The sequence below is a fragment of the Streptomyces sp. 8N706 genome (assembly GCF_052245415.1).
Lineage (GTDB): Bacteria > Actinomycetota > Actinomycetes > Streptomycetales > Streptomycetaceae > Streptomyces.
The window spans coordinates 1-18321 of the sequence record NZ_JBQQBW010000125.1 but is presented as its reverse complement, the minus strand read 5'-3'; the positions used below and the strand labels follow the sequence as shown (position 1 = coordinate 18321).

Annotated in this window: 18 protein-coding genes; 11 read left to right on the top strand and 7 right to left on the bottom strand. The window is 67.4% G+C overall.

The window, feature by feature from the left end:
• The first annotated feature begins 172 nt into the window (after nt 1–172).
• A complete protein-coding gene (locus ACTWQE_RS29680) occupies nt 173–373 on the top strand; it encodes a hypothetical protein (protein WP_443332167.1) in 201 nt (66 codons plus the stop codon).
• Between the two features lie 98 nt (nt 374–471).
• On the opposite strand, the gene ACTWQE_RS29675 is transcribed toward ACTWQE_RS29680, so the two are convergent.
• Nucleotides 472–708, bottom strand: a complete 237-nt coding sequence (locus tag ACTWQE_RS29675; RefSeq protein ID WP_443332166.1) for a hypothetical protein — start codon at nt 706–708, stop codon at nt 472–474.
• 571 nt (nt 709–1279) lie between these two features.
• Here ACTWQE_RS29675 and ACTWQE_RS29670 point away from each other — a divergent pair.
• Complete coding sequence (locus ACTWQE_RS29670) at nt 1280–1870, top strand: hypothetical protein (RefSeq protein ID WP_443332165.1); 591 nt, start codon at nt 1280–1282, stop codon at nt 1868–1870.
• Here the strand turns inward: ACTWQE_RS29670 and ACTWQE_RS29665 are convergent.
• From ACTWQE_RS29665 to ACTWQE_RS29645, 5 genes are all read right to left on the bottom strand, one after another.
• Entirely contained in the window at nt 1863–2693 is an 831-nt protein-coding gene (locus tag ACTWQE_RS29665) for a transposase family protein (protein ID WP_443332164.1), read from the bottom strand. The genes ACTWQE_RS29670 and ACTWQE_RS29665 overlap by 8 nt on opposite strands.
• 77 nt (nt 2694–2770) lie before the next feature.
• Nucleotides 2771–3739, bottom strand: a complete 969-nt coding sequence (locus ACTWQE_RS29660; protein WP_443332169.1) for a reverse transcriptase domain-containing protein — start codon at nt 3737–3739, stop codon at nt 2771–2773.
• Nucleotides 3643–4236, bottom strand: coding sequence for a hypothetical protein (locus ACTWQE_RS29655; protein WP_443332163.1), 594 nt, complete (start codon nt 4234–4236; stop codon nt 3643–3645). The genes ACTWQE_RS29660 and ACTWQE_RS29655 overlap by 97 nt, the downstream gene beginning before the upstream one ends.
• 666 nt (nt 4237–4902) lie before the next feature.
• A complete protein-coding gene (locus ACTWQE_RS29650; RefSeq protein WP_443332162.1) occupies nt 4903–5355 on the bottom strand; it encodes a hypothetical protein in 453 nt (150 codons plus the stop codon).
• A gap of 145 nt (nt 5356–5500) precedes the next feature.
• Nucleotides 5501–8347 (bottom strand): BTAD domain-containing putative transcriptional regulator, encoded by a 2847-nt coding sequence (locus tag ACTWQE_RS29645; protein ID WP_443332161.1) that lies wholly within the window; start codon nt 8345–8347, stop codon nt 5501–5503.
• A 231-nt stretch (nt 8348–8578) separates the two neighbouring features.
• On the opposite strand from ACTWQE_RS29645, the gene ACTWQE_RS29640 reads away from it, so the two are divergent.
• The 9 genes from ACTWQE_RS29640 to ACTWQE_RS29600 all read left to right on the top strand — a co-directional run bounded on the left by ACTWQE_RS29640 (nt 8579) and on the right by ACTWQE_RS29600 (nt 17536).
• Complete coding sequence (locus ACTWQE_RS29640) at nt 8579–10084, top strand: coproporphyrinogen-III oxidase family protein (protein WP_443332160.1); 1506 nt, start codon at nt 8579–8581, stop codon at nt 10082–10084.
• A 68-nt stretch (nt 10085–10152) separates the two neighbouring features.
• Nucleotides 10153–11349 carry an ATP-grasp domain-containing protein gene (locus tag ACTWQE_RS29635; protein ID WP_443332159.1) on the top strand — a complete coding sequence of 399 codons (1197 nt, stop codon included), beginning with the start codon at nt 10153–10155 and terminating at the stop codon, nt 11347–11349.
• Nucleotides 11350–11439: 90 nt separating this feature from the next.
• The gene (locus ACTWQE_RS29630) at nt 11440–12657 is read left to right on the top strand and encodes an MFS transporter (protein WP_443332158.1); all 1218 of its coding nucleotides are present in this window, start codon (nt 11440–11442) and stop codon (nt 12655–12657) included.
• A gap of 53 nt (nt 12658–12710) precedes the next feature.
• A complete protein-coding gene (locus ACTWQE_RS29625; RefSeq protein ID WP_443332157.1) occupies nt 12711–13052 on the top strand; it encodes a hypothetical protein in 342 nt (113 codons plus the stop codon).
• Between the two features lie 20 nt (nt 13053–13072).
• Complete coding sequence (locus tag ACTWQE_RS29620; protein WP_443332156.1) at nt 13073–13567, top strand: aminoacyl-tRNA deacylase; 495 nt, start codon at nt 13073–13075, stop codon at nt 13565–13567.
• A gap of 424 nt (nt 13568–13991) precedes the next feature.
• Nucleotides 13992–14234 carry a ricin-type beta-trefoil lectin domain protein gene (locus ACTWQE_RS29615; RefSeq protein ID WP_443332168.1) on the top strand — a complete coding sequence of 81 codons (243 nt, stop codon included), beginning with the start codon at nt 13992–13994 and terminating at the stop codon, nt 14232–14234.
• 1015 nt (nt 14235–15249) lie between these two features.
• Entirely contained in the window at nt 15250–15678 is a 429-nt protein-coding gene (locus ACTWQE_RS29610) for an Rrf2 family transcriptional regulator (RefSeq protein ID WP_443332155.1), read from the top strand.
• 113 nt (nt 15679–15791) lie between these two features.
• Nucleotides 15792–16988: an MFS transporter gene (locus ACTWQE_RS29605; protein ID WP_443332154.1), complete on the top strand. Its 1197-nt coding sequence runs from the start codon at nt 15792–15794 to the stop codon at nt 16986–16988.
• A 44-nt stretch (nt 16989–17032) separates the two neighbouring features.
• Nucleotides 17033–17536, top strand: a complete 504-nt coding sequence (locus tag ACTWQE_RS29600) for a GNAT family N-acetyltransferase (protein ID WP_443332153.1) — start codon at nt 17033–17035, stop codon at nt 17534–17536.
• Between the two features lie 104 nt (nt 17537–17640).
• On the opposite strand, the gene ACTWQE_RS29595 is transcribed toward ACTWQE_RS29600, so the two are convergent.
• Nucleotides 17641–18051, bottom strand: a complete 411-nt coding sequence (locus ACTWQE_RS29595) for a zinc finger domain-containing protein (protein ID WP_443332152.1) — start codon at nt 18049–18051, stop codon at nt 17641–17643.
• Nucleotides 18052–18321: the final 270 nt, after the last annotated feature.

Here is an 18321-nt window from a genome sequence, read left to right as displayed (position 1 = left end):
ACCCTCCACGGTCGTGTGAGCATCGAACGTAGGAAGCGACGGCAGCTCCGCCGACACGTGCGCCGGGACCGTCCCCTTCTTGCCGACCCCTCCGCAGCCCTCTCCACCGGTCGGAGCTTCGAGCAGCTGTCAGTGCCCCGCCGTACCGTCGAGGTGAGGATGAGGAGGAATCGTGGCTGACGACCACCGCACCGCCCGGCACCACGCACATGTGGCAGAGACTGACTTGGCCGCCGTCACCGATCCCGGCCAGCGGGCCAGCATCAATGCCATGCTCGCGCTGACCCATGCGCTTTTGTCGGTCGGTGAGGACGTGCGCGGTACCAGCCAGCCGCTGCTTGAGCTCCAGGAGGCCATCCGCTACGGCAGGTGATCACCCAGTTCCATGAAGAGGGCCCGGCCACCCGCCGGGTCGCCCGGCCCTGCTGGTTCCCGGTAAGTTGCCTTACCGGGAACCAGAAGCGTGTCGCGTCAATGGCGCATGCGCCAGGCGCCGAACAGCCCGGCAACCGCGCCGATGATCACGGAGAAGCCAGCGTCCCCGACCACGAGGTAGACCCCCGCGCACAGGCCCAGCAGGGCGACGAGGGCGATGAGGTCGAGGGCCCGGTGCCGGGCGGCGCTGCCATCCGCGGGCGGCACCGGTGCGTCGGCGTGGCGGAGCAGGTCGGGGTCTGGGATCTGCGAGGTGGTGTCGATGTCCGTCATGGCACCAAGCAGACCGCCCCGGCCGCTCGGAACCCCAGTGATCCGTACGACCCCGCATGCACCCGAACTTCGCAGGTCCGCCGCCGTACGGAAGGCTCCCGGCCTTGAACAACCCAGCCGTTCAGGAACGTTCGGCGCAATCTGTGGACGTTCAAAACCTGCCCCCTCTAGCGTGGCGATATCACAGCAAGGGGGATCCGGTGACGCTCAGCAGCCCAGAAGTGGATCCGGAGGACGCAGCCGCCACCACGGCGTACAACGAGGCACTGCTCAACTACACCACCGAGCTGAACCGCCTGCATATCGCCTTTGGCGCACCGTCCTACGCCACGCTGGTCAAAGCCTCGGCCCATCCCAAACTGACCAAGGCCGGCATCAACGAGGCACTGTCCGGCAAACGGCTCCCCTCCCTGGACGCGCTTCTGGAGTTCGTCCGGGTCGTCAGCAACCCACGCCCTCTCCCCGATGACGCGCCCGTCACTTACCGGGCTCGTCCGAACTCGTCAACCCATGGCGAAGCCGATGGCAGGAGGTCAAACTCCAGCAGCGTCAGGCGCGCCTGCGCACCACCGTGCAGAACACCCTCGACCAGACCCACAAGGAAGCGGAGACCATTCGCACCAAGGCCCGCGAGGAGGCAGAACGAATCCTCGAGCAAGCGCGGGTCGACGCCGACGAGTGGTGCGAGGCACGAAGAGCAGAGACAGAGCTGTTGCTGGCAAGCCACAAGGCCAAGCTTGAGGAATTGAGCCGGGATCTGACAGAGGCCAAAGCCGAGGCCGAGCGGGTGCGGTCCCAGGCCGAACACACCGCCGCCGAGGTGGTCGCCAAGGCTTCCGCTGAGGCGGAGAGGCTCAGAAACGCAGCCCACCAGGAGGCCGAGCTGAGGTTGGTGGAGACCCGCCGCGCCGCCGTCGAGTTGATCGACCGGGCTTCCGACCGGGCTTCCGCTGAGGCGGAGGAGCTCAGAAACGCAGCCCACCAGGAGGCCGAGCGGGTGGTGGCGGAGGCCCGCCGCTCAGCTCACCAGGAGGCCGAGCGAATCACCAATGAGGCTCGGAGAATGGCAGGACTGCCAATCCTGACGGAGGAGGAGATCAGTTGGGAGGAACTGCCGCTGGAAATCCGTGGTCGAATTCTCGGTGAAGGGCCTCCTAACTGATCAACCAGCTCCTGCGAGTGGCAGGACAAGGCCTCGGGCTCCTGCCCCGGACACCACCCGCAAGGTAGATCCGCGACAGCGGACGTTCGCCGACGTCGATTCTCGACACCGCCGACCTGCGGTTCATAACAACTCTCGGCGGATGCGAGCCTGCGGGCGCGGGGGCCTTGAAGCCGGTGACGACCACGGGATCGTCCCCGTCGTCGTCCAGGCCGATAAAGCCCAGGTCGGCCAGGGCGCCGAGGCCGGCAGCACGCAGGTGGGCCAGGATGCGGTCGCGGCGGGCGGCGGTGATGTCGTGGGTGCGGCCGGGCCGGGCGGCCGATATCCACACCAGACGGCCCCGCTCGTCGGTCAGCGCGAGGACGTGCAGGCCGTGGCGGCGATGCTTGCCGGAGTAGTTCGGGCAGTTCGCCTCTCCGGTACGGCGCTGGGTGGGGATGAGGGTGCCGTCGATCAGGACGACCTCGCAGCCCCGCCGGGCGATCTTCTTCAGGGCGCGGTCCAGGCGAGGGGCCTTCGCGGCCAGCAGGTGGATCAGCTCGTCGCGCCAGCGCCGGATGGTGGTGGCGGAGATGTCGTTGCCGCCGGCCATGTCGGCCATGCGCTGATCGTGCCGCAGCACAGCCAAGACGATCACCGCGATGCTCCCGGGCGGCAGCGCCCGCCACCTCGACCGTATCGCTTTCAGATGGCGTCGCAGCAGGTCGGAGAGGTAGTGCAGGGTGCGCGTGGACAGCGGCAGGCGGCACTGGTAGACCAGGGACACGGTGTCCCCGGCGTGCTGTTGAGTCGGCACGGAGCGCGGTGCCGGTGTTGCCACCGGTCCGTTTCTCCGTGCCGCTCGCCGAACCCGGCGTACCCGTCTCCGAGTACCGGGCTCTCCACGGACTCTGCCGTTCAGGCGTGGTTGAGACGTGTCCAGGGATTGGGGATCGTGTTGCCTCTGTAGCGGTAGCGAGTGACCGTCACCGCCTGGAGGTCGAACAGTTCAATCCCATCTGCCGAGGGCCTTTGCCACCGCCCGTTGTGGTCGGTGAGGCGTCGGCGGATGTCCTTCCACTTCCAGCGGTGCAGTGCCATCCACCAGCTGATCACCCGATGCCACGTGAAGTTGGCCAGGGAACTCAAGGTGGCTTTGCAGACTGCGTGCTTGAAGTAGTTGGCCCAGCCGCGCATGATCTGGTTGAGCCTGATCAGTACGTCCCTGGGGTTCTGCTGCGACGTTCTGTTCGTCAGGGCACGGATCTTGTCCTTCAGCTGCCGGATGGGCCGGTCAGCGATGAAGGTGTAGACGTACCACTTGTCCCTTCCTCGCTTGCGGCGCCACTGGATGCGGAACCCCAGGAAGTCGAACCCTTCCGACATGTGCACCACCTGCGTCTTTGCCTCGGAGAGACGAAGACCCAGCGGTTGCAGCACGTCGGAGATGTCCTCGCGCAACGCCTCGACGTCGTCGCGCTCGCCGTCGACCAGAACCACGAAATCGTCCGCGTAGCGGACGATGCGCCAGTTCGGATGTCCGGCAGCACGGCGACGCCTGCGCAGGTTGCCGGTGGCCATCTCCCCGCCCGGCTCCCACGGCCTGGTCAGGTGCTCGTCAAGCACCGACAGGGCGATGTTCGCCAGGAGCGGGGAGAGGATGCCGCCTTGCGGGGTGCCGGTAAGGGTGTCCTCGCGGTTGTTGTCCTCGGTAAGGACGCCGGCCTTGAGGAACGCCTTGACCAGCCGCAGCACGCGCTTGTCCTTGACTCGCGCTCGCACCCGGTCCATCAGAACCGTGTGATCGATCGAGTCGAAGCACGCCTCGATGTCCGCGTCCAGGACCCAGCGGTAGCCGTGGGTGCCAGAGAAGTGGATCTCGGCGATCGCGTCATGTGCCCGCCGCAGGGGCCGGAAGCCGTAGGAGACCGGCTTGAAGTCGGCCTCGAAGTCGGCTCCAGCACCAGCTTGAGGGCTGCCTGGACCACGCGGTCGGTGATGGTCGGAATGCCTAGGCTTCTGACCTTGCCCGAGCCGCCCGGTTTGGGGATCTTGCGCTCGCGTACCGGCAGCGGGCGGAACTCACCCGATTTCAGTACATGGCGAAGGTCCTCCAGGAACCCGTAGGAGCCAATCCTGCGCTCGACGTTGACGGCGGTGACGCCGTCGGCCCCGGGCGTTTTGGCCCCTTTGTTTCCCGCGACCCGTTCGAACGCCACCAGTAGCGTCGCCGGGTCGCACACGAGGTTGAACAAATCGTCGAACCTGCGGCCGTCGTCGGCCGCCGCCCAACGGTGAAGTTTGGCCTGCATCCCCGATACCCGATGGTGAGACCCCATCGGAGCCTCTGGTGCACCGCTGTTCAGCGGCGCGTCTTTCGGCATTGCAGCCTCCTTCCCTTCTCGATTCCGCTGCCGCCCTTCCCCATGTACCGGGCTCTCCCCGGCTCGGAGTACTACGGCGGCTCCGCCCCGTCCCGGCCCGATCGGCCGACGGTGGGCCCAGCCTGCGACCGCGCTGGGAGGCGTTGTCCCAGGTCAGGACCGGAACGGTTCCCGTGTTCACGTGTCGTTCGATCGACGGAGTAGGAGCCCGGCTATACCCCCGCGGCATCGCCACGACTACCCCGCAGCACTTCGTCGTGGCCTCCCCAGACGACACATAGCAACTGCCCGGGAAGTTCCCCGCCCCCAAAGCAAGACAGGGACGCACCGCATCCAGCCCAGATCCGCCAGGTTCGAGCTGGTGACGAGTAAGGAGGCGTCAACGCCGGTTCCTCGCGTACTCCTTTCCGTCTCGCTTGCCGGACCCGCACCATCTGGCAGTGCTGATACGTCCCGGCTTTGTCAGGGCCGCTTGCCACCCTTCCCGGCACCTCCCGGGTCGGGCTGCCCTCAGCTTCAACCGCCCTGCTGCGACAGGGCGGCGGTGGCGTCCTTTCACCGCCACTCGAACAACTCGCGCTTCACGGCGCACCCTTGGTTTTCGTCATACAATTCCAACAGCCGCCGGGGGCACCTCGGTTACGCCCCGATCGCCGCGCGGACCGGTCACGGGGCGGGTGGTGTTCCCGTCGGGTCGTTTGTGCAGCCAGCCGCGGTCGGCCAGCTTCGTAAGCTTCCCGCGCAACGGCTCCAGCTTGCCCCGGACCCGGTGTCCAAGCCCAGCACCTCGCCGATCTGCCGGGTGGAGAGCGGGCCGGCGGCCTGCCGCACCGCGGTCAGGATGCGCTGGTACTCCGCCGGCAGCACGGACTCAGCCACCCCCTGCCCACGGTCCGGGACCAGCCGCACCGCCCGACCCGCCACCTGGACCACCGGCGACCCGGCCTCCGTGCGCTCGTCGGCGAGCTGCTCGCTCATCCGCTGCCACACCCGCTCGGCCACGGCCAGCTCATCGCGCTCAGCCCGTACCTCCGACAGCTGCTTGACCAGCTGCTCTTCGAGTCCGTCCAGCTCCGCACGCCGCGCGGCGATCCGCTCCAACACCTCGGGATCCATCATGCGCCGAAGCGTAGGAGCGGCACCCGCGACGACGGACGGGAATCCACAAACCCACTCCCGCCAGACGATCTACACCCCAGACTGCCGCCCACGACCAGCACGAGCACCCCCAAACGAGGTCACGCCACCCCACTGACCAGCCACTTCAAGATGGCCGAGCTTCACTGTCGGGACGGGGGGCGAGCGCCGCGTGAGCGGTGTCGGTGCGCTCGCGCGGGACGAGCTCGGCGAGGGTCTGCCGGGCGCGGTTCTGGACATATGCGTTGTTGGCCTGCTGGGCGAGTTTCGCCGCCTCGTTCAGCAGCGGATACGCGTTCTCGGCAGTACCGAGACGAGCGTGGGCTTCGCCCAGATCCGTCAGGATGTATGCCATGCCGAGAGTGTCGCCAACGGCTTGGGCCAGCTGGAACGCCGAGCCGAAGGCGGAGGCGGCGGCACCAAGGTCGGCCTCGCGGACGAAGATCCGCGCTAGGTCGCAGTGGGCTTCGGCCTGTCCCCGCCGGTCATCGCTCTGCTCGTAGATCGTGAGCGAGCGGCGCAGCGACTCCTTGGCCTGCGCGAGCTCATCAAGATGTGTCTGTGCCCGGCCGAGATTCAGCCACAGGTTGGCACGGGTGCGCCTATTAGCCGGTCGCAGGGCGAAGCCGCGCTCACAGGCCGCCCGAGCGGCCGTCGGATCACCCTGTATCCGGCAGGCGTCGCTGATCAGAACCATGATGGCGGCCTGCCCTTCGGTGTCGCCGAGGCGGCTGAAGATCTCCGCCGACCGGCCCAGGTGGGTTTCGGCTTCGCGGTAGTTGCGGAGGACCAGCGCGCGATAGCCCAGCGAGTGCAGCAGCGCGGCCTCGCCATAGCTGATGCTCACCGCGGCGAGGGCGCGTGCGTGCGTGGTGTGCCATAGGTCGAAGTAGCCACCAGCTTCCAGAGCTGTCTGCGGTGCGACCGCGAGTTCCCAACAGGCTTCGTACAGGCCAGCCTCGGCTGCCCGTTGCACCATCTGGGAGATGTGCGATAGGCGGGCCGCGAACCACTCGGTGGCCGAGCCCGTGATCCGTGGCGGTGCGTCCGCCGGCGTCCACCGGGCAGTGCCGCCGATCAAGGCGCGCTCTTGGGGCCCGTGCATCGCGGCGTAGGCAGCGTCGGTCAGGGCCAACTGGGCGCCGAAGGCGCGGTTCAGCTCGACGCGGAGCTCGGCTGGATCGCCATCGGTCATCGCCCGCTCGCGCGCATAGGCCAAGACCAGGTCATGGAGTCGGCAGTGGACGTAGGGGACAGTCCCAGTGACGGTCAGCAGGTGGGCTGCGGCAAGTTCGTCCAGCAGTGGGGTGACCTCACCGACGGTGCTGTCCGCAAGCGCAGCCGCGGTCCAAGCGCTGATTTCCCCGACGCCGAGATTGCCGATCGCCCTCATGAGGGCCTGGGCACCCGGGGAGAGGAGTTGATAGCCAAGTTCGAAGCAGGTGCGGACGTCGCGGCCGTCAACGTTGAGCACCGAAAGTCGCTGGTCGATGTCCGCAAGCCGGTCGACAAGGTAGGGCAAATCCCAGTGGGGGTGGGTGGCGAGTCTGGCGCAAGCCAGGTCCAGTGCCAAGGGCATGCCTCCGCACAGCTTGATCAACCGCTTGAGCACACCGCGTGTGCCGTTGCGGTCGACGCCGACCCGGTTCCTGATCAACTCGCTGGCCTCGTCCTGGCCCAGCGGGCCGAGCACGATGTGCTCACCTCCGAGGCCGGGTATCGGGTTGCGGCTCGTTACGATCACCGCGCAGCCCGGCTCCCCGGGAAGCAGGGGCATCACCTGTGCCGTGGTGGCGGCGTCGTCGAGCACGATGAGCAGCCTCTTGCCGGCAACGGCCGCACGGAACACCTCGGCCTTGGCGCCAACCGTCGCCGGGATCCCGGATATGCCGAGGAAGGTGAGGAATCGAGCGAGGACGTCCCCCGCGCTCGCCGGTCGCAGCTGCGAGCCGGAGAGGTGGGCGTACAGCTGGCCGTCTGGATAGTCGCCTCTCATGCGATGGGCGGCCTCGGTGGCCAGGGTGGTCTTGCCGTAGCCGCCCGGACCGCTGAGGACCGCGATCGGCAGGTATCCCTCAGCGTCCGCAGTCAACGCGCCCCGTATGAGAGCCAGCTGCTCGGCGCGGCCGATCATCCCGTGGGGGCGGGCCGGTAGGTTGGCCGGGGCCCTGGCCGGACCGGCTGCCGGGACCGGAGCGGAGTCAACTGCCGCGGAGGTGACCGGCCCGTCCGAAGCTGATTCCGGTGGCTCCAGGTCCATGTGGAGGATGTGCAGGTGAAGTTGGCGCAGCTGCGGCGACGGTTCGATTCCGAGCTCGGACCGGACCTGCTTGTCGTACGTCGCGTAGACCTCCAGTGCCTCGCTCGTGCGGCCGGACCGGAACAGCGCCTTCATCAACAGGCCACGTAGCGCCTCACGTTGGGGGTGCTCCTTCGTGAGCTGGCTCAACTCGCCGACCAGATCGTGGTGGCGACCGAGATCCAGATCCGCGGTGATCTTTCGCTCGATCGCGACCAGCCGCATCTCCTCCCACCGCGACGCGGCGGCACGGAACACGTCGCTGCTCAGTCCGGCCAGGGCCGGCCCGCGCCACAGGTCCAGTGCCTCCGCCAAGGTTCGTGATGCCTCCCGGGCCTCCTGCCGCGCGGCCTGCTCGGTGAGAGCGCGGAAGCAATGAGCGTCGATGTCTTCGGAGGCGGCGGCGATCCGGTAGCCACCGGGGAAGGTCTCGATGAGGTCTCTCTGCTTGCCGAGCGCCTGCCGCAGCAGCTTGGCGGCGGTCTTCGGCGTGCTGCCGACGCTGTCGGGTAACTCCGTGCCGTAGAACGCCTCCACCAGGTCCTGGGCCGACACGACCTCTCGTGGATCCAACAGCAGCCTTGCCAGCAAGGAGCGCGGTCGCCATCCCGCCAGCTTCACCTCGGTCCCGTCGTCGTCCCAGGCGGCGACGGGACCCAAGATGCTGAATCTCAAGGCAAGGTTCCTCTCCGCTCCGCAGTACGAACTCCTGTTGACACACGGCTGGGATGCCTGAACGCCATGGTAATCAGCGCCACTTGGTGTGACAGAGCGATTCGGCCACCGCACAGACACCGAGCTGACACCGCGCGGGCACCCGCTGATCCCCCGGGTCACCAGACGGATACTCGCCGGTGCGGGAGAGCTCGTAGCGTGGGCCGCGGATCAACCTCAAGGGGTGGAAGAATGGACGCGCTCTCTTCGTTTCCCAGCTTTCGGCAGGTCGCCGGTGAGGCCCAGTCCGCGCTCGCGAGCCTCCCGTTGGATGCATTATCGGAACTGGGAATCATGCAATCCATCGAGAACTACTACTTGATCGGCACGTATCCCCCGCTCAAGGCCATGGACTCCGTGGATCCCCTGGATTTCCTGCCGCGGGCCACGGACATGTGCAACATGTATCTGCACATTCCGTTCTGCGAACAGCGCTGCACTTTCTGTCATTTCGCGAAGGAGATCCTGCCGGAGGACCAGCGCGTCGCACGCTACGTTCGCGCGCTGCGCGAGGATCTTGCCCTAGTGGGCGATCTGGCCGGCCACCCGTCCGCAGCCACCGTCTACTTCGGTGGCGGCACCCCCTCGTACCTGAACGCCGACCAGATCACCGAAGTGTCCCGTAGCCTGCGCGCCGCGGTCGGGGTCACCGCCACGACGGAGATGACGTTCGAGCTCCATCCCAGTGTCATCGACGCGCCGGACTACAAAGACCGGCTCGACGCCATCGCGGAGTCCGGGGTGAACCGCTGGGTATTCGGAGTGCAGGCAATGGAGGACCAGGTCCTCGGCAAGCTCAACCGCGGCCACACCGCAGCGGAGGTGCACCGTCTGTTGGGGATGCTGTCCGAGCGCGGGGTGGACAACCTCTCAGTCGACCTCATCTTCGGCCTGCCCTACCAGAACTTGCAGAACTGGTACACGACCATCCGCACCCTGGTCTCGGCAGGGGTGAGGAAGTTCAACATCTTTCCCCTGATGTTCAAGCAGGCCGACCCCATCTCCGCGCACTACCGGAAGAACCCGGAGATATTCCCGGGCAATCGGGATCGGTTGCTCATGCACTTCGCCACTGAGGCGATCATGAAAGAAATCGGCTTCCGCCGCGGCCCACTGTTCTACTACGCGCAGGACCAGCACCACTCGCGCCAGCAGGAGAACAAGTACGACTCGATCGAGGACATCAACCTCCTGCCCTTCGGCGTCTCCGGATTCGGCTACGTCGGCCACACGCAGTACTACAACGAGTGCACTGTCAGTGCCTACATGAGCGCGATCGAGAGCGGGCGTCCGCCGGTGTGGCGCGGCGCCCGTCTCAGCCTCGAGGAGCGGATGCGTCGCACCATGATGTTCGCCCTGCGGTCCAGTGGGGTGCATCGCGAGGAGTTCCGCCAGCGGTACGGCGTTGACCCCGCCGAGCAGTTCGCCGCCGAGTTGCGCCCCTTTGTGGACAACGGGCTGTTGGACGTCAGCGGCACTGACATCTCGGTGACCGACCGGGGAGCCCCGTTCGCCGACAGCATCGCCATTAAGCTCGCCAGCGAAAGAGTACGCGCGCGCATCCGTTCCACCAACCTGTCGATCACCGACCTCAAGCACGACCCACTGGACCGCTACGACTTCTCACCCATCGAGCGTGATCCCGTCGGTGCCGGCGTCTCGCCGGTGACGCGCCCCCGCCCGTCAGGGGCGTGCTGAACATGCTCCGATCAAGTCGAACCGGATCAGACGCAGCCGGTCGGCCGCTGCTGATCCTGGTGAGTCCGATGGCGGCACTCACCCGCGGCTACATGCTGCAGGCCGTGGCCAAGGAACACCGGATCTGGGTGTTCAAAGAGGAAGAGCCGACCTGGGAGCAGTCGCTGATCTGCGGGCACACGGTCGTCGACACGCTCGACCACCAGGCCATGCTCAGGGCCGCCCACGACGTAGCGGAGCGCGGCATCCCCATCAGTGGCATCCTGTGCTGGGACGAGACCCGCATTCAGCCGTCCGCACTGCTCGCCGAGAACCTGGGTCTGCCCACCATGTCCCCCACCGTGGTAGCGACTTGCCGTGACAAACTGGCCACGAGGAACGCGCTGCAACGCCACGGCGCCACGCCCGTACACGCTGTCGCCGCACGCGACACCCGCGAGGCGCTGCGAGCCGCGGCGACGATCGGCTACCCGGTGGTGCTCAAGCCCCGGGCACTGGTCGGCAGCAACGGAACCACACTGGTCACCGACCCCGAGCACCTGACCGCGGTGTTCGAGTCGGTGGCCACGCGATCCATGCCAGAGGTGCGCGAGCGCTTCCCGGATCCGGTTGTGGTCGAGGAATACCTCGACGGGCCAGAGATCAGTGTGGACAGTCTGTGCTGGGAAGGCGAGGTCACACCGGTCTTTATGGCCCGCAAGCACCTGGGATTCCCGCCGCACTTCGAGGAGGTCGGCCATACCGTCGACGCCGCCGACCCCCTGCTGCGGGACGCTGAGCTATCGCGGGCGCTCCATGCGGCACACGCCGCTCTCGGTCTCTCTCACGGCTGGACGCACACCGAGTGGCGGCTCACCGCCCGCGGGCCACGGCTGGTGGAGATCAACGCCCGCAGCGGCGGTGACCTCATCCCCTACCTCGGGCGGCTGGTGACCGGGGTGGACGCCGCCCTCGCCGCCGCGTCACTCGCACTCGGGGAACGGCCGGCCATCCCGCTCAGGCCCCAAGGAGCGGCGGCGATCCGCTTCCTCTATCCCGAACAGGACACCGTCGTCGGCTCCGTACAGGTCGACCGCTCGCGCCTGCCCGCAACCGTGGAACTCGTGGAGATCCTCGCTGCTCCGGGACAGGAACTGCTGCTGCCGCCTGCCGCACACGTGACCTGCCGCTACGCTCTGGTGATCGTAACCGGCGACACCCCCGAGCAGTGCGCCGAGGCGCTGGGCGCGGCCGAGCGTGCCGTGAGTCTCGTACCGGGCAGTTGAGCCGTGGGCAGGCGACCCATGACTGCGGACCAGACCGCGGCGACCGGCGCAGCCGCTACGTGGCGAGCGGCGCCACGGGCGGTCAAAGCCGTGATCGCCGGGGTGTTCGTGAACCGGCTCGGCGGCTTTCTCCAGGCATTCCTGGTGCTGTACCTGGTACATGACGGGTACGACGCCGGGCAGGCCGGTATCGCGCTTGGCGCGAACGGTGCCGGCGCGATCGTCGGCATCCTGCTCGGCAGCTGGCTGGTGGACCACATCGGAGCCCGCCGGGCACTCACCGGGTCAATGGCGTCAACGGCCATGCTCACCGCTGGCGTTCCGGCGGTGACATCGCTCCCCGTCCTGCTCATCATCGTGACCGCGCTCGGCGCCACCAGCCAGATCTACCGGCCTGTGTCCGCTCAGCTGGTGAGCGCGGGGGTGCCGGAGCAGCGGCACGTGATGGCTTTCGCTCTGTACCGCATGGCCCAGAACCTGGGAACAACGGCCGCCCCGCTGCTCGGAGCCCTGCTGGCAGCGTTGTCCTACCAGGTGTTGTTCTGGGGTGAGGCTATTGCAGCGCTGATGTGTGCCGTCATCTGCCAGCGGTCCTTACCCCCCGACCCACCGCGCGCGGCTCGGACTTCCCGCGCCCCGGGTACACATCGTGGATACCTGACCGTGCTGCGCGACATCCGGTACCTGGGCTTCCTCGTAGGCATGCTCGCCTACTCGGCGGTCTACATCCAGTACGTCTCCCTCCTTCCGTTGGCCGTCCACGACGCCGGCTGGCCCACCATGGTGTACGGCTTCATGGTCGCGATCAACGGATTCATAGTGATCACGTGCGAGCTCGCTGTCACCAGAAAAGTGCAGCACTGGCCACGGCGGTTGGGCGCGGCGTGCGGCGTGGTGCTGGTAGCCGCTGGGCTGACCGCTTATTCCCTTCCGTTGGGGGTCGTGGGCTTTGCACTGGCCACGGCGGTCTGGTCGCTCGGCGAGGTCGTCGGCTCTCCAACGATGGTCGCGTACCCCGCGCAGGCAGGCTCCGCCGAGCTCGTCGGCAGATACCTCGGCGCATCACAAGCCATGTTCGGTGTGGGTACCGCAATCGGCCCCGTGATCGGAGTCGCCCTGTGGCAGGGCATGCGAGACGCGGCTTGGCTCGTGTTCGGCGGGATCGCTCTGGCCGCGGCGGCCGCCATCGCGTCGGGTATGCGAGGCAACCGGACTCAGACACCAGTGCTGGCCCCCTCCGGGGCACCGACAGACGAGGACGACCATGACAGAGCGGGAACTGACGACAGCCCCGCCCGCACCACGTGATCAGGCAAGAGACGCCCTGCCTCGGCGCGTCTCACCGCACGGCAGCTCTCGATGTGCTCTCCGTACTCGCGCCCGCCCGCGTCTTCGAGATTCTGGTGGGAATTTCGTTGTTCAGCGCGCTTGCGACCTGGGCGATCATCTTCGCCACGCACCTGGCTTTCCGGCGCCAGCGGACCGACCGCGAGCGCTCGCCGATTCGGCTGCGCGGCGGCCCCGCCGTGCCGCTGATTGCGATCGCGTTGATACTTTCAGTAATGGCCACGATGGCCTTTGTCGCCCCCTTCGAGCTGGCACCCCTCGCAGGGCTCCCCTTCTTGGCCGCCCTGCTCCTGGCCCATGCGGCCATACGCAGAAGGCATGGCCGCATGGCCGCTACAACCAGGCTTGAATCTTGACCAGTTGCGATTGGAGAGGCATGGAGAACACACCGGCTTCGCTCCCACCCGCTGCCGCGCTGCTCGCCGCTGCCGGGGTGGCCTTCAACGTGCATCAGCACGTGGAGATCCGCACCGGCGCGGACATCCGGACCCGCACCGGGTTCACAGAGGAGAACATCCAGAACTCGCTGAAGACGGTGGCATTCACCGTCGGCCCCGACCGCCTTGTGCTGGCGGTCATCCCGGGCCCAACTCGGATCCGCTATGGCCGGCTCGCGTCCGTCCTAGGAATGCCGCGCTCGGCCCTGAAATCCGCCGACGAGGCGGCCCTGCAGAAGCTGAACATGGAACGCGGCGGGGTCGGCCCCATCTGCGACGCGCCGGACGTCACCGTGGTCTTCGACGCCACGGTGCCTCAGATGGGCACAGTGCTGTGCGGGAGCGGCCAGCCGCATTGCACCGTGGAGGCGGAAGCAGCGGACATCATGCGAATCCCGTCGAACCCCGTGGTCGCCGACATCACCTCTCCCTGAGAGGTGTTTGTGAAAATGCAATCCGTAGGTTTTCGGCTCGTACGCCCGAGGCGCACTGGCGGCGACTTGGACGTGTCGGTCGTGCACCGGACCGACCACGCGTTCACTGAAGACGTCGTCAGCGCCCTGATGTACGGTTGTGACCCATGGCGGACATGAGGCGCGCTTGAACGCCAAACCTACAAACAAGGCGATGCACGCCAGTGGGGCGACATCTCTCGGCGAGCGCCCGGATCGAGGCGCTTGTCGCGTTCGGGGCCCGGCATCAGCTTGCGAGCCGGAGACTTGCGGGACATCGGCGGGTTCCTCCCCTTTGTGAGACAGCGGCTCGCCGTCATGATCCCCTGCGGCTGTAGCGGGCGACCAGCCTCCGGCTCAGGTGCCGAGCAGTAACGGCGCGGCGGGCCCCGCACCGATCACCGCAATGCGGCAGGTCGCGACCAGGAAATGCCTGACGTTAGGACAAGACAAGCTGGCTCTCCAGTCGTGCGACGAGGACAACTGGCAGCAGCGGTGGTACGTGACGTTCCCTGCCGGTGGTGGCACCCCGCTCCTCAAGAGTGCTTACAACGATAGGTGCATCACGCAAGACGGCCGCTCGGTGGTCATGAGCGTCTGCGCCTTCGATAACGAAGCGCAGACATGGCGCATCATCGAGCCTCGCTAGATCTGATCATTACCATGTCAGCCGAGTTTTGTGCGCGACAACCTCCGGGCCCGCTACAGCGACCTCGGCCACGACGTCACCACCCTCAACCCGGCAGGCGCCTGACACAACACCGCCAGCAAGCACGACCAGCAGCCCCGAAACCACCCAGCCCAGGGGCTACCCCCCGAACCCCTCACCTTCACCCTGACCGTCGACCTGTCAGACACAGTGAGAACGCTTCAGGAATCCTGAAGTCATGTCAGACCGCGAAGAGGCACTGGGGAGAGGAAGAATCCGCTGGCCGCAAGGTTGGGGACTCAGCTGGGCTCAGGAGAACTCACGGGATGTCGCACAATCGGCAGGATGTCGCCCAACGCGCCTGCGCAACATGGTGTGTTGGGCGCGTCTGCGGCCTGGTGGCGGCGCGTAACACGCATGGATCCTGGCCGGTTGCCGCCTTCACCCTTGGCCTTGTGGCTCGGGATGCTGGCTGGAGAACCTGCAATGAACACGCCCAACGGCCGACTTCTACTATGGCGAATGCGAGCTGGTCGCGGGGTGCGCGCCGCGTCCGGATGGTGCGGCCCAGGTCGCCACGCGCGCGCGTCAGACTGCTGGTCGGAGGCGGGCTGTTCTGCGGCGGCGCGCCAGTGGTGTTCCTCGGCCAGAGTGCGTCGTCTGGACCACCTAGGCGGTACCGACCCGCGGCGGTGCCAGCCGGCTGGCGGGCGAAGGTGATGCGGCCGTCCAGGCGGAGCTGGTCCAAGTGCACCGCACCGCCGAACCGACACTCGGACAGGTCCACGTCCGTCAGTGCCAAAGGCGCGGCATCCACTCCAAGTCGTCGCTCACGGCCCCGGACTGTTTCATGAGGGTGTTTCAGCTTTTTTGCTGTCCAGTACGGCGGTCGCTGCGGTGGTCCGCAGAGGTCGGGGCGTCACACTGCGGACAGGTCTGGACACGCGCAGCCTTGTCGTAACAGAATCAGTTTCGACACGGGCGGCATCGGCCGCTTCGGGTAACGGGAGGTTGCATGAGCGCGAGCAGTCGCATGACCGTGGCCACGCACGCGCTGACCTGGATGGCGCTGGTCTGCCCCCAGCGATCCGACGGCATCGTGACGTCCGATCAGATCGCCGCCAGTGTCAATACCAATCCCGTCGTCATCCGACGCACCCTCGGCAGTCTGCGCGACGCGGGTCTGGTCGTGTCGCGGCGCGGCCAAGGTGCGGGCTGGAGGCTGGCTCGCGCCCCGGAGTCGATCACGCTGAGGGACGTCTACCTGGCCGTTGAGCCCGATCCGCTCATCGCGCCGCACCCCGCAACTCCCAACCAGGAGTGCCCCGTCGGGCGGGGAATCCCGCCCGTGCTGCGGGAGGCGTACCGCCGCGCGGAGGAGTCGATGAAGTCTGAATTGGCTGCGGTCACCGTCGCCGACGTACTGAGGGAGACGGTCGCCTGAAGCCTGGATCCTGCACTGCAGCCCCACCCGGCTGGTCCACATGGACCGGCCTCTCTTCGGAGCATTGTCGTAACCATTTCTGTTACACCCAACGTCCCGGAGGTCCCTCCGTCGTGTACCCATCACTTGCCGTCCTCGCCGCCGGAATGTTCGCCATAGGCACCGACAGCTTCGTCATCGCCGGCATCCTGCCGGACGCAGCGGACTCCCTCGACGTCCCCGTTGGCACCGCCGGCTGGCTGCTCACCGCCTACGCCTTCACCTACGCCGTCCTCGGTCCCGTCATGGCGGCGCTCACCACACGCTGGCCGCGCCGCACGCTGTTTCTCTCCGGGTTTGCGATCTTCACCGCGGGCAACCTCGTGACAGCCTTCGTCCCCGTCTTCGGCGTGGCCCTGGGCTCGCGGGCGCTCGCCGGGCTCGGCGGCGCCATGGTCACCCCCGCCGCCGTCGCCGCAGCTGCCGCGCTCGCACCACCGGAGCGTCGCGGCCGCGCCATCGCCACCGTCATGACCGGCCTCAGCGCCGCGACCGCACTCGGTGCACCCATCGGCACGGCGATCGGCAGCCTCACCGGCAACTGGCGCGCCACCATGTTGTTCGTCTCCGCGCTCGGAACGCTGGCCGCCGTGGGTATCGCCCTGCTCCTGCCCGCAATCCCCACACCCCCGGCGGTCCCGCTGCGCACGCGCCTCGCCCCGCTGGCCGACCGTCGCATCGGCCTGACCCTGCTGACCACCCTCCTCGTCTACACCGGCCTGTACACCGTCTACTCCTTCATTGGCGAAAGCCTCGACCGGGCCACCGGCGGCAGCGGCACCACCCTCGCCGCCCTGCTGTTCGTGTGGGGCCTGGCCGCCACCGTCGGAACACTCGCCTCGGGCGGTCTGATCGACCGCTTCGGCGGTCGCCGCATCATCAATACCGCGATCACCGTGGCCGCGGTCAACTTCGCGCTGCTGCCCTGGACGAGCGCACACCTGCCCTCCACCGTCGCGGCACTCCTCGTATGGGGCCTCTGCGGATGGGGACTTCTGGCACCTCAGACCCATCGCCTGATTACCGCCATGCCGACGGCGACACCCCTACTCACCGGCCTCGCCTCGGCCACGGGCTACGTTGGTGTCTCGGCTGCGCCCCTGGTCGGGCAGGCCGGGATGGCATGGTTCGGCGCCCACTGGCTCGGCGCCGTCGGCGCGGTGTTCATCGCGCTCGCCATCGTGGCGGCGGAGGCGGCACACGCCGTCATCCACCGACGCGGGACAGACAAGATGCCCGCGGCACAGGCTCAGCCGTTGCCGACCAAGTAGCGCACAGTCACTGACACCCCGTGTACAGCAAGGACTGAACGACAGTGATCACCACGAAACGCCTCCGACTGCGCCCGCTCACCGACACCGACACCGACTGGTGGGTGCACCTCCACGCTGACAACGAGGTCAACCGGTTCGTCGGCAGCTACACCCACCAGCAAGCCGCCGCGCGCCTGCGCGACGTCCACCAACAGTGGACCCAGCGGGGCCACGGACTGTGCGCCGTCGAACTGAGAGGCACCGGCGAGGCGATCGGACGCTGCGGCCTGAACTGGTGGGAGCAGTTCGGCGAGACTGAGATCGGCTGGACCTTCGCCCGCACGCACTGGGGCAGGGGCTACGCCACGGAAGCAGCCCAAGCCGTTCTCACGTGGGGCTTCGGCCCGCTGGGGCTCAAACAGATCACCGCCATGATCCACCACGGGAACACTGCCTCATCTGCCGTCGCCCAGCGCCTCGGATTCACGCCCCTACGCGAAGACACCGTCCTCGACCGCCCCTGCACCGTCTATGCCCTGGACCGAGACGACTTCCCCTCTCCCTGAACGCCGACCGCAGCCCAAGCAGCAATGGCCCTCACGCAGTCACACCGCCCATGGAAGGCACCCGATCGGGAAGCGCGACGCCCTACTCGGAGCGCCTGGCACGTTCACCGGACCCACTCGTAGTCGCCGTCCGAGTCCCATCCCGCGTCCCGCTTGTCGCCACTGAGAAGGTCATTCAGCTCGTCCTCGGTGAGCTCGCGCTGGTCGTCCGGAGGTAGCCCTGCCACCGGGTCGGCACGAACAGCGTCGGCGCCTTGTCCGGAGGTGTTGCGGGCGCCGGTGGCGTTCAACTCCCGCAGAATCTCCAGCGCCTCGATCAGGGGCTGTGCCTCGGTGCCATCGGCGAACCTCACCGTCTCCAGGGGGTGGACCGCCGGGATACGGGAGAAACCTGCCACTGCTGGCGCGGCGGTCTTCCCGGCGCGGGTGCGGCAGGCGCTGCCGGCGGGCACGCCGCACTGCGGGCAGGGTTGGCGTTCGACCGCGGCCGCGGCCTCGGCCGGTCCGAGTTGCATGCCGCCCAAACCTCGCCGAACTCTCCCAAAACCAGGGTTACTTTTGGGAGGCGTTATGCGAATCGTGACCTGCGGATCTTCGACACCGATCCGGTAGTTCGCAGAACTGTCACAACTGGTCATGTATGAGAAGGGCCGAGGTTCTCGGTGTCGGCAATAGTGGCCCATCGGTGTGTGAGGCGGCGGCATGCGTGGACGAGTTCGGGTGGGTGGAGGTCGGTGAGTTCGGTGTCGAAGGTGGCGAGGATGCCGGCGATGCCGGCCCAGGAC